The sequence below is a fragment of the Fusobacterium sp. SYSU M8D902 genome (genome assembly GCF_040199715.1).
Lineage (GTDB): Bacteria > Fusobacteriota > Fusobacteriia > Fusobacteriales > Fusobacteriaceae > Fusobacterium_A.
The window spans coordinates 1-12,893 of the sequence record NZ_JBEFNA010000007.1 but is presented as its reverse complement, the minus strand read 5'-3'; the positions used below and the strand labels follow the sequence as shown (position 1 = coordinate 12,893).

The 12,893-nt window shown below is 31.2% G+C and carries 13 protein-coding genes and 1 riboswitch; of the genes, 12 read left to right on the top strand and 1 reads right to left on the bottom strand.

What is annotated here, in order from left to right:
• Nucleotides 1-24 precede the first annotated feature (24 nt).
• The 6 genes from ABNK64_RS04400 to fba all read left to right on the top strand — a co-directional run bounded on the left by ABNK64_RS04400 (nt 25) and on the right by fba (nt 5,022).
• Nucleotides 25-504 (top strand): OmpH/Skp family outer membrane protein, encoded by a 480-nt coding sequence (locus tag ABNK64_RS04400; protein ID WP_291258685.1) that lies wholly within the window; start codon nt 25-27, stop codon nt 502-504.
• Nucleotides 505-526: 22 nt separating this feature from the next.
• A complete protein-coding gene (lpxD, locus tag ABNK64_RS04395) occupies nt 527-1,534 on the top strand; it encodes a UDP-3-O-(3-hydroxymyristoyl)glucosamine N-acyltransferase (RefSeq protein WP_300341417.1) in 1,008 nt (335 codons plus the stop codon).
• Between the two features lie 71 nt (nt 1,535-1,605).
• Nucleotides 1,606-2,199, top strand: a complete 594-nt coding sequence (locus ABNK64_RS04390) for a TIGR03936 family radical SAM-associated protein (RefSeq protein WP_349763600.1) — start codon at nt 1,606-1,608, stop codon at nt 2,197-2,199.
• A 26-nt stretch (nt 2,200-2,225) separates the two neighbouring features.
• Complete coding sequence (gene serS, locus ABNK64_RS04385) at nt 2,226-3,497, top strand: serine--tRNA ligase (protein WP_291255588.1); 1,272 nt, start codon at nt 2,226-2,228, stop codon at nt 3,495-3,497.
• Entirely contained in the window at nt 3,484-3,954 is a 471-nt protein-coding gene (locus ABNK64_RS04380; RefSeq protein ID WP_300341414.1) for a CbiQ family ECF transporter T component, read from the top strand. The genes serS and ABNK64_RS04380 overlap by 14 nt, the downstream gene beginning before the upstream one ends.
• Nucleotides 3,955-4,041: 87 nt before the next feature.
• Nucleotides 4,042-5,022: a class II fructose-1,6-bisphosphate aldolase gene (fba, locus tag ABNK64_RS04375; protein WP_291255586.1), complete on the top strand. Its 981-nt coding sequence runs from the start codon at nt 4,042-4,044 to the stop codon at nt 5,020-5,022.
• Between the two features lie 79 nt (nt 5,023-5,101).
• Here the strand turns inward: fba and ABNK64_RS04370 are convergent, their stop codons facing one another.
• On the bottom strand, nt 5,102-5,377 hold the full coding sequence (locus ABNK64_RS04370) for an HU family DNA-binding protein (protein ID WP_291255584.1): 276 nt from the start codon (nt 5,375-5,377) through the stop codon (nt 5,102-5,104).
• Between the two features lie 145 nt (nt 5,378-5,522).
• Between ABNK64_RS04370 and ABNK64_RS04365 the strand changes: the two genes are divergently transcribed.
• From ABNK64_RS04365 to ABNK64_RS04340, 6 genes are all read left to right on the top strand, one after another.
• Nucleotides 5,523-6,353: an N-acetylmuramoyl-L-alanine amidase gene (locus tag ABNK64_RS04365; RefSeq protein WP_349763599.1), complete on the top strand. Its 831-nt coding sequence runs from the start codon at nt 5,523-5,525 to the stop codon at nt 6,351-6,353.
• A 37-nt stretch (nt 6,354-6,390) separates the two neighbouring features.
• A riboswitch (cyclic di-AMP (ydaO/yuaA leader) is annotated at nt 6,391-6,524 on the top strand.
• An 86-nt stretch (nt 6,525-6,610) separates the two neighbouring features.
• Complete coding sequence (locus ABNK64_RS04360; RefSeq protein WP_349763598.1) at nt 6,611-8,191, top strand: ABC transporter permease/substrate-binding protein; 1,581 nt, start codon at nt 6,611-6,613, stop codon at nt 8,189-8,191.
• Nucleotides 8,192-8,211: 20 nt separating this feature from the next.
• Nucleotides 8,212-9,333 carry a betaine/proline/choline family ABC transporter ATP-binding protein gene (locus ABNK64_RS04355; protein ID WP_291255581.1) on the top strand — a complete coding sequence of 374 codons (1,122 nt, stop codon included), beginning with the start codon at nt 8,212-8,214 and terminating at the stop codon, nt 9,331-9,333.
• Between the two features lie 33 nt (nt 9,334-9,366).
• Nucleotides 9,367-10,695, top strand: coding sequence for a hemolysin family protein (locus ABNK64_RS04350; protein WP_349763597.1), 1,329 nt, complete (start codon nt 9,367-9,369; stop codon nt 10,693-10,695).
• A gap of 118 nt (nt 10,696-10,813) precedes the next feature.
• The gene (locus ABNK64_RS04345; RefSeq protein WP_300341406.1) at nt 10,814-12,088 is read left to right on the top strand and encodes a serine/threonine protein kinase; all 1,275 of its coding nucleotides are present in this window, start codon (nt 10,814-10,816) and stop codon (nt 12,086-12,088) included.
• Entirely contained in the window at nt 12,078-12,797 is a 720-nt protein-coding gene (locus ABNK64_RS04340) for an MlaA family lipoprotein (protein WP_291255578.1), read from the top strand. Before ABNK64_RS04345 ends, ABNK64_RS04340 begins: the two co-directional genes overlap by 11 nt.
• Nucleotides 12,798-12,893 lie beyond the last annotated feature (96 nt).

Genomic DNA, 12,893 nt, shown 5'->3' with positions numbered 1-12,893 from the left:
AAATAATACTTTGGAGGTAATACAATGAAAAAAATAATGATAACAATTATGGCATTAAGCTTATCAGCATCAGTTTTAGCTGAAAAAATAGGGTATGTAAACTCACAAGAGGCATTTTCAAAATACTCTCAAACTAAAACAATCCAAGAGAACTTAAACAAAGAGAAAAATAGATTAGAGAACGAGATAAAACAAAAAGAAGTTGCTCTTCAAAAAGCACAATTAGAGCTTCAATCTAAAGGAAACAAAATAACTGATAAAGAGAAAGAGGGATTCCAAAAGCAAGTTGAAGCATTCCAAAAATTTGTAAGAGATTCACAAGCTAAGTTAAGTAAAGAAGAGTATACAAGAATGCAAGAGATAGATAGAGCAATGCAATCAGCTATAGACTCAGTAGCAAAAGCAGAGAAATATGATTACATATTAGAAGCTGGAGCAGTAAAATTTGGAGGAAAAGATATTACTGCTGATGTAATAAAAGCTATGGAAAAATCTAAAAAATAAATGTTAAACTAGGAGGATAATGATGAGATATAGTATTAAAGAGTTAGTGAACCTCCTAGAGTGTGAAGTAAAGGGAGATTTAAGTCTAGAATATGTTTCTGGGCTTGCTCCCTTTTTTCAAGCTCAGGAGGAAAATATAACATTTGCTTCAGATGAGAAGTTTTTAAAAAAATTAGATGAAACTAAGGCAAAAGTAGTGTTAGTACCAGATATACCACTACCTAATATTGGGAAAATGTACTTGGTAGTAAAAGAGAATCCAAGAACATTGATGCCAAAGCTTTTGAATTTCTTTAAGAGAGAGACAAAACCTTTTGAAAAAATGATAGAAGATTCAAGTGTCATAGGTAAAAATGTAAAATTAGGACCAAATGTCTATGTAGGGCATGATGCAGTGATAGGTGATAATGTTACAATCTATCCAAATGTAACTATTGGTGAAGGAGTTACAATTGGAGAGGGAAGTACAATATATTCAAATGTTACTGTGAGAGAGTTCTGTAAAATTGGAAAAAACTGTGTAATTCAACCAGGGGCAGTTATAGGATCTGATGGTTTTGGATTTGTAAAAGTAGGTGGGAATAACACTAAGATAGATCAGATAGGTAGTGTAGTAATAGAGGATAATGTAGAGATTGGTGCTAATACAACTGTTGATAGAGGAGCTATTGGAGATACTATAATAAAAAAATATACTAAGATAGATAATCTAGTACAGATTGCTCACAATGATATAATAGGAGAGAACTGTCTAATAGTTTCTCAAGTTGGAATAGCAGGAAGTGTAGAGGTAGGAAATAATACAACATTGGCTGGACAAGTTGGAGTAGCTGGACATATAAAAATAGGAAATAATGTTGTAATTGCTGCTAAATCTGGTGTAGTAGGTAATGTGGATGATAACCAAGTTTTATCTGGATATCCACTAATGGATCATAGAGAGGACTTAAAAGTGAAGATAGCATTGAAAAAAGTTCCTGATTTATTGAAAAAAGTTAGAAATATTGAGAAAAAATTACAGGAAAAGTAAAAAGGTATTTGAAATTTTATTAGAAAGTGGTAAAATATAAGAATACAAATATAAGAAAAGATGAGGTAAGAATGAAGAAAAGAGTTTATTTTGACAAATGTGGAGAAATGAAATTTATATCCCATCTAGACTTATTAAGATTTTTTGAGAGACTATTCAATAAATCGGAAATTCCTGTAAAATATAGTGAAGGATTCCATCCGAGACCAAAGATGTCCTTTGGAAGCCCTATATCCTTAGGAACAGAAGCTTATAATGAGATTATGGACTTTGAGACAGATGCAGAAATTTCCAATGAAGAGGTCGTAAAAAGACTTAATGAGAGTGGAGTATTGGGATTTAAAGTGCATAAAGTGGGAGAAGTTCCTAGAAAATCCTCGATAATGGAAGAGTTTACTAATATGTTATATGAGGTAGAGGGAAGTAGTTCAGATATGGATAAGCTTGAAGAGCTATTCAATAGAGATGAAATACTTGAAGTTAGAGAGAAAAAGGGAAAAGTTGTAACTAGAAACTTAAAAGAGAGATTGAAATCTTTTTCAAGAGAGGGAGATAAGATCTCTATGGAGATTATAAACACATCACCAAACTCATATTTAGAGATGGTAGGAATAGAGCAACAAAATGTGAAGATAAAAAGATTAGGTTATAAAACTAACAATTAAAATGTATTGTGAGAGGAGAAAAGAGTATGTTAGAGTTAAAATTCATACGTGAAAACAGAGAAAAAGTTGAAGAGATGTTAAGAAATAGAAATAGTAATCTAACTCTTGATGAGTTTTTTCAACTAGATGACAAAAGAAGAGAGATATTAGGAGAGGTAGAAGCTTTAAAACAAAAAAGAAACCAAGAATCTACTGAAATAGCTAGATTAAAGAAAGAAAAGCAAGATGCCTCAGCATTAATAGAAGAGATGGGAAAAGTTTCTGCTCAAATAAAAGAGTTAGATGCAAAATTAGCTGAAGTTGAAGAAAAATTAACTTATATTCAAATGACAATCCCAAATATGTACCATGAAAGCACTCCATTTGGAGCAGATGAAGATGCAAACGTTGAAATTAGAAGATGGGGAACTCCAAAAGAGTTTTCATTCGAACCAAAAGCACACTGGGATATAGGTGAAGGATTAGGTATTCTTGATTTTGAAAGAGGAGCAAAATTAGCAGGATCTAGATTTGTTCTATACAGAGGATTAGGAGCAAGATTAGAGAGAGCATTAATTAACTTTATGCTAGATCTACACACAACAGAGCATGGATATACTGAGCATATAACTCCATTTATGGTAAAAAGAGAGGTTTGTGAAGGAACAGGACAACTTCCAAAATTTGAAGATGATATGTATAGAACAACTGATGATATGTTCTTAATCTCTACTTCAGAAATCACTATGACAAATATCCATAGAAAAGAGATATTAGATGAGAAAGAGTTACCAAAATACTATACAGCATACTCACCTTGTTTTAGAAGAGAAGCTGGATCTTATGGAAAAGATGTAAAAGGAATAATAAGATTACACCAATTCAATAAAGTTGAGATGGTAAAAATAACAAATCAAGAGTCATCTTATGATGAGTTAGAAAAAATGGTAAATAATGCTGAGGAAGTATTACAAAGACTTGAGTTACCATATAGAGTTATCCAACTATGTACAGGGGATATAGGTTTTGGAGCAGCTAAAACTTATGACCTAGAAGTATGGTTACCTTCTCAAGGAAAATATAGAGAGATCTCTTCTTGTTCTAACTGTGAAGGATTCCAAGCTAGAAGAATGGGACTTAAATATAGACCAAATGGAAGCTCTAAGAGTGAGTATTGCCATACTCTAAATGGATCAGGATTAGCAGTAGGAAGAACACTAGTAGCTATAATGGAAAATTACCAACAAGAGGACGGATCATTCTTAATACCAAAAGCATTAGTTCCATATATGGGAGGATTAGAAATTGTTAAAAAGTAGTCTGTTCATACTACTACTAGTTAACATATTTTACAGTAATCTATACTATATTGGAATATCAACAGTTGTCTTGTTCATACTAAATCTAAAGTATAATAAGGATTTAATAAAGCATATAAAAAGAGTGAAATTTTTGTTTTTCTTCTATTTTATAACTTGTTTATTTCAGATATTTTATACACAAGAGGGAGAGGTAATTGCCAAGTTTTATAATTTTTATCTAACAAAAGAGGGAGTTATAAATTTCTTGTTAAATCTTTTAAGGATTTTTAATCTACTTCTTCTCTCTTGGGTAGTTTCTACTCAAAAATTATTAGAGGGTAGATTTTTAAAGTATCAGGACACTATTGAGACAGTTATTGAGTTAGTTCCAGAAGCAATGATGATGATAAAGAAAAGAATGAGAATTAAGAGTTTTTTTAGATACATTTTGAAACAAATAAAAGTAAAAAATTAATCTAAATAAAAAATAGAAAATTCTCTAATTGATTTTATTATTAATTTTTGTTAAAATTAATATATATAATTTTTCAGGAGGGAAAAAATGGGATACAATTATAAAGAATTAGGTCTTTCAAACACAAAAGAGATGTTTGCAAAAGCAAATAAAGAAGGATATTCAGTACCAGCTTTTAACTTTAATAATATGGAGATGGCATTAGCTATAGTTGAAGCTTGTGCTGAGATGGGATCACCAGTAATTCTACAATGTTCAAAAGGAGCTTTAGGATATATGGGAGCAGATGTAGCACCTTTATTAGCTAAAGCAGCTGTAGACAGAGCTAGAAATATGGGATCAGATATACCAGTAGCTTTACACCTAGACCATGGTCCAGATTTAGCAACTGTAAAAACTTGTATCGAAGCAGGATTCTCATCAGTAATGATCGACGGGTCACACTATGATTTTGCTAAAAATATAGAAGTTTCAAAAGAAGTTGTGGAGTATGCTCACTCAAAAGATGTTACTGTAGAGGCTGAATTAGGAGTACTTGCAGGAATAGAAGATGATGTTAAGGCTGAATCACACACTTATACAAACCCAGATGAAGTTGAAGAGTTCGTAACAAAAACAGGAGTAGATTCATTAGCAATAGCTATTGGAACTTCTCACGGAGCTCACAAATTCAAACCAGGAGAAGATCCTAAATTAAGACTTGATATATTAGAAGAGATCGAAAGAAGAATACCAGGATTCCCAATTGTTTTACACGGATCATCTGCAGTTCCTCAACAATATACTTCTATGATAAAAGAGTTTGGTGGAGAAGTTAAAGATGCTATTGGAATACCAGATATTCAATTAAGAAAAGCATCTAAATCAGCAGTAGCTAAAATAAACGTAGATACTGACGGAAGATTAGCTTTCACAGCAGCTATCAGAAGAGTATTAGGAACTAATCCAAAAGAGTTTGACCCTAGAAAATACTTAGGAGCAGCTAAAGATGAGATGAAAGCTTACTACAAAACTAAAATTGTTGATGTTTTCGGATCTGAAGGAGCTTATAAAAAAGGAACTAAATAGTCTTAAAGAGCAGAGAAATCTGCTCTTTTTATATATTTAGAGAAATTAAAAAAAGGAGCTGAATAGCTCCTTTATGTAATTAGTTCATTTTTTCAACTAAGTTTTTTCCAGCTTTGAATTTAACAGTCTTTTTAGCAGGAATTACGATTTCTTCACCTGTTTTAGGGTTTCTTCCAACTCTTTCAGCTTTCTCTACAACTTCAAATTTTCCCCAACCGATAAAGTTGATTTCTTCTCCAGCTTTTAAGCTTTCTTCAAGAACTTCAAGGATAGAGTCAAATTTTCTTTCAGCTTCAGCTTTAGAAGCAAATATTCCTTTTTCAAATAAAACTTTTGTAAAATCTTTTTTTGTCATTTTATCCTCCTAAAATTTATAAATACGCAAGTTTCTATGTTATATCACAAAATCCAAACATTTACAATAATTTTTTACAAATTTTTGCTATTTTTTTTAAAATATTGTAAAATATACTAGAAAAAATACTTTTAGGAGATAAAAAATGGTAAAAAAAATAATTATTTTCACTCTAACTATAGTTTTATCTTTATCATGTTCTAGAATTAATTATACTGTTAATAGTAAAAAGTATTTATCTAGGGGAATGAATGAAAGAGTAAAATTTATAGTATTACACTATACAGCAACAACAGATGAAGTGGGTTTGAGAGGATTGACTCAAGGGAATGTTAGTTCGCACTACTTTATTTCCACTAAAGATGAAGAACCTATATATAATATAGTTCCATTGGAGAAAAGAGCTTGGCACGCAGGTGTGAGTGAATTCAATGGACGGAGCAATTTAAATGATACATCCATAGGGATAGAGATAAGTAATAAAGGGGTAAGAAAATATAATGAGAGAGAGAAAAAGTATGGTTTTTTTATACCAAGAGAGGAATATATATACTTTCAAGAGGGGCAGATAAAGAAATTAGCAAACTTACTTCAAAAACTAATAGCTGAGTATAAGATAAAACCATATGACATTGTAGGACATTCGGACATAGCTCCTACAAGAAAGATTGATCCAGGTCCAAAGTTTCCTTGGGAATTGCTTTATAGAGAGTATGGGATAGGTGCTTGGTACGATGAAAAAGATAAAAGATTTTTTATGAATGAAAAATTATATCAAGTAACTCCTGTTGAGAAAATAAAAGAGGAATTCAGAAAATATGGTTATAAAATAAATTATAATGATGAATGGGACGAAGAGAGTAGAAGGGTAGTATATAACTTTCAAGCTCATTTTAACCCTAAAAATATGACTGGAAATATGGATTTAGAAACATATGCTATATTGAGGGCATTGAATAAGAAATATAAAAAATAGTTTGACTCTTTAAGAAAAATAATGTATAATTCAAACATAATCTAATATGCTTAATTTGTTTTGAAAAAACAAAGCGGGGGACCCACCTTTTGGGGCGAATTTCCTTAGGGAATAGGATACTTTTCAGTCCGAGTCCGTCAGCTAACCTCGTCAGCGTTGAAAAGAGTTAAGGGCTTTTTATATTGCAATTTTTTAAATATAAACACTATGACTCTACTCATAGTGTTTTTTTGTACAATTTTTTAGGGGGGATGACTATGAATTTTTTCACATATGTTGTTCAAGAACAGGAGCAGATATTATCACTGTTGATAGAGCATATAAATTTAACACTTATATCAGTGTTGTTAGCCATAGTGATAGGAGTTCCATTGGGAATTTTAATTAGCCATTTTAAAAGTTTGAATAAAAGTGTTATGGGAATTGCTAATACAGTTCAAGCAGTTCCAAGTATGGCACTATTAGGATTTTTAATACCTTTCTTAGGGATAGGATTGTTACCCTCTGTATTTATGGTTGTATTATATTCATTACTACCCATAATAAAAAATACCTATACTAGTATTGAGGGGATTAATCCACAGATGATAGAAGCTGCAGAGGGAATGGGTTTAACCAAGTTTCAGATCTTATATAAGATCCAAATACCAATGGCTCTTCCAGTAATAATGGCAGGTATTAGAATCTCTGCTGTTACAGCTGTTGGACTGATGACAATTGCTGCCTTTGTAGGAGCAGGAGGATTAGGATTTTTAGTTTTTTCAGGTATTAGAACAGCTAATACCAATCAAATTTTGGCAGGAGCGATTCCAGCTTGTCTTTTGGCTCTTTTTATAGATTGGACAGCAGCAGCTGTAGAGAAGGTAGTTGTTCCAAAGGGAATATCAAATAGTGATAACGATAGAAAGAGAGTAACAGTTTTTCAAAAAATTATTATAGGATTGACACTTCTACTAAGTACATTCATTATTGGAAAAAGTTTAATGGCTAAATTTAACCATAAGAGAGAAAAAGTAGTGACTGTAGCAAGTAAGGATTATACAGAACAGATTATTTTAAATAGTTTACTAGCAGATCTTATAGAGAGCAAGACAGATATAAAAGTTAATAGAAAATTTGCATTAGGTGGAACACAGGTAATATTTGGAGCACTTAATTCAGGAGAAGTAGATGTGTATATGGAGTATACAGGAACAATGTTTGCAGATATGTTAAAACATAATCCTGTCTCAAGAGATATAAAATCTTCAGAGGTATACTCAACATCTAAAAGAGAGATAGAGGAAAAGTATGATGTGATAGTTGGTAAGGAGATGAGGGCTAATAATACTTATAGATTAGCAGTGAGAAGAGAAACAGCTGAAAAATATAAGTTAAAAAATATAAGTGATTTAAAGAGTGTTGCACCTAATCTAATAATATCATCAACATTTGAATTTACCAATAGACATGATGGACTTCCAGGATTATTGAATGCTTATCCAGGATTAAGATTTAAAGATTCCCTCTCTATTGATGGTGCATTACGTTATCAAGCAATTGCTAATGGTGAGAGTGATATAATAGATGCTTTTGCAACTGATGGATTAATAAAAACATATGATTTAGTTGTATTGGAAGATGACAAGGAGTTTTTTCTGCCATATCATGCAGCTCCATTGATGAGAAAGGACTTAGTGGAAAGATATCCAGAGCTAATGAGTATAACAGACTCTCTTATAGAGCTTTTAAGTGATGATGTGATGAGAGAGTTGAATAATCAAGTGGATACATACAAAAAAGATCCTCAAGAGGTAGCACATCAATTTTTAATTGAAAAAGGGTTAATTTCAAAATAGAGAAGATAAAGGTGAGTAATATGATTGAATTTATAGGAGTTAATAAGATATTTAAAAACAATATAGTTTTACACGATATAAATTTGAAGATTGAAGATAGAAGTATTACAGTCTTTGTAGGTCCTTCAGGTTGTGGGAAAACTACAACTCTAAAGATGATAAATGGTTTGATAAAACCAACAAGTGGAAAGATATTGATCAATGGAGAGGATATTGGAGAGAAGAATATAATAGATTTGAGAAGAGGGATAGGATATGTTATACAGCAAACAGGATTATTCCCACATATGACAATAAAAGAGAATATAGAGTTGGTAGCTAAATTAGAAAAAGTACCTGAAGCTCAAAGAAGAGATAGAGTGAGAGAGTTGATGGAGATGGTGGGACTTTCCTATGAAAAATTTTCAGATAGGTATCCTAAACAGTTAAGTGGTGGTCAGCAACAGAGAGTTGGAATAGCAAGAGCATTGATGACAAATCCAGATATAATACTGATGGATGAACCATTTTCAGCTTTAGATCCAATCACTAGATCACAGTTGCAAGATGAGTTAATAAATATACAGACTCAGTATAAAAAGACAATTATCTTTGTCAGTCATGATATGGATGAGGCAGTAAAGATAGCTGATAAAATTTGTATTATGGGAACAGGAAAGATCATTCAGTATGATGATCCAGAAACTATATTAAAATCACCTGAAAATGAATTTGTAAGTAATTTTGTAGGAAAGAATAGAATTTGGTCATCACCAGAGTATATAAAAGTTAAGGATATAATGCTGGATAATCCAATAACTTGCTCAGCTGAGATGACTCTATTCAAATGTCTGAGAAAGATGAGACATGAGAGAGTAGATTCTCTATTAGTTGTGGATAGAAAGGGAAAATTTGAAGGAATAATAACAGGAAAATTAATTCAGCAAGAGAAAGAACACTATAAACCTGTAAAAGAGATTTTAGAGATACCAGCATTTACAACAAGTCCAGATAATTCAATAGTAGATGTTTTAAAAGAGGTCAATGAAAATAAACTCTCAAGTTTACCAGTAGTAGATGAAAATGGAATACTTAGGGGAATTATCACTAAAACAAGTTTAGTAACTACGTTAAGTCAACAGTTTGACATAACAGTTAATTAAAAATATATTTATATTTAAGGAGGAATTTTAAAAATGGACACGGGTCCCCAGTTTAATGTTTTTTTTAATCTTTTATTTTTAGTTTTTTTAACTATGACAAATGCTTTCTTTGCTTGTACAGAGATAGCAATGGTTTCAATCAACAAGAATAAGATAAATCTTTTGGCTGAGGAGGGCGATAAGAAAGCTAAACTCATACAGAAAATTTTAGAGGAACCAACAAATTTTTTATCTACAATTCAAGTGGCAATAACACTTTCAGGATTCTTTGCAAGTGCTTCAGCAGCAACAGGATTTGCAGAGGTTTTAAGTAGGAGATTAGAGTTTTTGAATTCAGCGTACACCAAAGAGATATCTATTGTGATTGTAACAATTGTTTTATCGTATTTTACTTTGGTATTTGGAGAGTTAGTTCCTAAGAGAATAGCATTGCATAGGGCTGAAGCAATAAGTATGTTTGCTATAAAACCAATATATCTCATTGCTAAGGTGGCATACCCATTTATAAAATTATTATCTGTCTCAACAAATGTTATTTTGACGCTATTGGGATATAAGTTGGATAATATTGAGGAAAAGATCTCAGAAGAGGAGATAAAATCTCTATTGGAAGTGGGACAGATTCATGGAGTGTTTAACAAGACGGAAAAAGATATGATAACCTCTGTTTTATCATTTGATGATAAATGTGCTAGAGAGGTTATGACCCCGAGGACAGATACTTATATGATAGATATAGAGCTACCATTAGAGGAGTACTTAGATGAGTTATTATCAAAAAAATACTCAAGAATTCCTGTCTATAAAGATGAAGTGGATAATATAATAGGTGTGTTATTTATTAAAGATTTTATATTAGAAGCTAGAAAAAAAGGTTTTGAAAATGTGGATATCCGTTCTATATTGAGAGTTCCATACTTTATACCTGAAACTAAGAAAATAGATGTACTATTTAAAGAGATGAGAGATTCAAAAACATTTATATCAATATTGATAGATGAATATGGTGGATTCTCGGGAATTGTTACAATTGAAGATTTAATAGAAGAGATAGTAGGAACAATAGAAGATGAGCATGAAAATCATGATCCAAAAATGAAAAAGATAAATGAAAATATCTATGTGGTTGATGGATTATTTTCTCTAGATACTCTAAATTATCAATTGGGAACTAAACTATATTCAGATAATTATGATACCTTATCTGGATTTATAATAGGAGAGCTAGAACGTATTCCAAATGATAAGGAGAAGATAGTTTTAGAGTATGAAAATGTAATTTTAAAAGTCCTATTAATGAAGGATAAGAGGATACAGAAAGTAAAAGTAATTGTGAGTGAAAGAGTTACAATTACTGAATAAAAAAGGTGAGGGGCAGTATAAAAATTGCCTCTTTTTTATATAATAATCATTTTTTCATTGAAAAAACAGTATTTATGAAGTAGAATATAAAGTACAGATTAAATAGTTGGAGGATAGTATGAAGAAATTATTAGGAATATTTTATATATTTATAACTACACTCTCTTTTGGAAACTATGATTATCCATTTCATAATCCCAATATAGCAACAATATTTGGAAGTTCAAATTTAATGGTTGAGGGAGTGAGCACAAAAGTTCCAAGAAAAGAGTATAGTATAAAGCTACCTTGGACAAAGGCAGTTGGTGAAGAGTTTTGGTATAATGAGGGTTTTAAGTTCTCATTGGTACCACAAAAGACAGAGGCACCTTTGATATTTTTGTTGGCTGGGACAGGGTCATCTCATAATTCTATCAGAATGGAGTATTTCCAGAGAATATTCTATGATGCAGGTTATCATGTTGTTTCGATTTCTTCTCCAATGAATAATAATTTTATTATTAATGGGTCTAGTTCACGTATGCCTGGATTAATAATGGAGGACTCAAAGGATATCTACAACATAATGAAAGAGATTAATAAAAGAATATCTAAAAAAATAAAGGTAAGTGACTTTTATGTAGTTGGATATAGTTTAGGAGCAACAGAGGCAGGAATATTATCCTATATAGATGAGTCAGAGAAAGAGTTTAATTTTAAGAGGGTATTTATGATTAATCCAGCAGTAAATCTCTATAATTCTGCTTTGAAGTTGGATAATTACCTAGATTTTCCTGAAAACGAGAGAGCTGAAAAAATAGGTGGTTTGATAGAAAAGATTATAGATACAGTAGTTAGCAGTACTTTACCTGAGTATACTTCAATAGATATAGAGACTATTTACAAGCTATTTTCTAAAAATAAATTGACCAATAAAGAGATGCAAGAGCTAATTGGAGGAGCTTTTAGATTGACATCTATTGATTTAAACTACATTACTGATGTGATAAATAATAGAAAGGTCTATGTAAAAGAACCAGTTGGAAAATTTACACCAATGTTTGGATATTTTGAGAAGATAAATTTTGCAACTTTTGATGAGTATATAAATAGAGTTGCACTTCCATATTATCGTGAAAAACTAGGAGAAGATCTCAAGTTAGAGCAGTTGGTAGAGAGAGCTAGACTGAATAATATAGAGGATTATTTAAAAAATAGCTCAAAAATAGCTGTGGTAACAAATGCAGATGAACTAATTTTAGATGAGAGTGATTTTGAATTTCTTAAATCAACTTTTGGAAATAGATTATTAATCTATCCATATGGTGGACATTGTGGAAATATGTTTTTTAGTACAAATGTAAAAATAATGTTAGAGTTTTTAGAAAAGGGGGAGTTAAGTCATGAGATTTAGTAAGATATTAGTGATTATACTTTTACTTCTATCCTTTACAAGCTTTGCTCAAGAGTTGGAGAAAAATAGTAAGGAATCATTTAAGTATTTTGAAGTGTATGATCCATTTGAACCATTGAATAGGAGAGTATACTACTTCAACTATCAATTTGACAAGTATATATTTTTACCAACAGTGAGATTTTATAAGACAGTGACACCGAAGCCAATTAGAACAGGAGTTAAAAATTTCTTTGAAAATACAGATTATATATCTGTAACAAGTAACTCACTTTTGCAGTTTAAGATAGGAAAGGCAATGAGAGCTATAGGGAGATTTACTATAAATACAGCTTTAGGTTTTGGTGGTTTAGTAGATGTAGCTTCATCATTGGGAATGCCTAAGCCATATGAGGATTTTGGATTGACATTGGCTCGTTATGGAATTGGAAAGGGACCATACTTAGTTCTACCTATTCTGGGTCCAAGTTTTGTAAGAGATGCTTTTGGAAAGGGAGTAGATACTTTTGGAAGAGGAGCAATCTATAGAGCAAGTGATCTAGATGAACTAAATAGTATAGGTGTAACAACAGTTTCAGCAGTGAATACTAGAGCTAATGTACAGTTTGAATATTACCAAACAGGATCACCTTTTGAGTATGAGTATATGAGATTTTTATTTTTTAAATATAGAGAGTTACAAAATGAATTAGGAAGCGAAGTTTTTTAAAATAGATTATTAATACAATGGAGACCAACTATGAATTGTCAAGCAAATTTTAAAAAATAAATTCAAATATTTTTCTTTAAATTTTGGCGTACTTTA

Bases quoted from the DNA above. Each gene is read 5' to 3' on its own strand.
- ABNK64_RS04400 (WP_291258685.1), top strand. From the start codon at position 25: ATGAAAAAAATAATGATAACAATTATGGCATTAAGCTTATCAGCATCA.
- lpxD (WP_300341417.1), top strand. From the start codon at position 527: ATGAGATATAGTATTAAAGAGTTAGTGAACCTCCTAGAGTGTGAAGTA.
- ABNK64_RS04390 (WP_349763600.1), top strand. From the start codon at position 1,606: ATGAAGAAAAGAGTTTATTTTGACAAATGTGGAGAAATGAAATTTATA.
- serS (WP_291255588.1), top strand. From the start codon at position 2,226: ATGTTAGAGTTAAAATTCATACGTGAAAACAGAGAAAAAGTTGAAGAG.
- fba (WP_291255586.1), top strand. From the start codon at position 4,042: ATGGGATACAATTATAAAGAATTAGGTCTTTCAAACACAAAAGAGATG.
- ABNK64_RS04370 (WP_291255584.1), bottom strand. From the start codon at position 5,377: ATGACAAAAAAAGATTTTACAAAAGTTTTATTTGAAAAAGGAATATTT.
- ABNK64_RS04365 (WP_349763599.1), top strand. From the start codon at position 5,523: ATGGTAAAAAAAATAATTATTTTCACTCTAACTATAGTTTTATCTTTA.
- ABNK64_RS04360 (WP_349763598.1), top strand. From the start codon at position 6,611: ATGAATTTTTTCACATATGTTGTTCAAGAACAGGAGCAGATATTATCA.
- ABNK64_RS04355 (WP_291255581.1), top strand. From the start codon at position 8,212: ATGATTGAATTTATAGGAGTTAATAAGATATTTAAAAACAATATAGTT.
- ABNK64_RS04350 (WP_349763597.1), top strand. From the start codon at position 9,367: ATGGACACGGGTCCCCAGTTTAATGTTTTTTTTAATCTTTTATTTTTA.
- ABNK64_RS04345 (WP_300341406.1), top strand. From the start codon at position 10,814: ATGAAGAAATTATTAGGAATATTTTATATATTTATAACTACACTCTCT.
- ABNK64_RS04340 (WP_291255578.1), top strand. From the start codon at position 12,078: ATGAGATTTAGTAAGATATTAGTGATTATACTTTTACTTCTATCCTTT.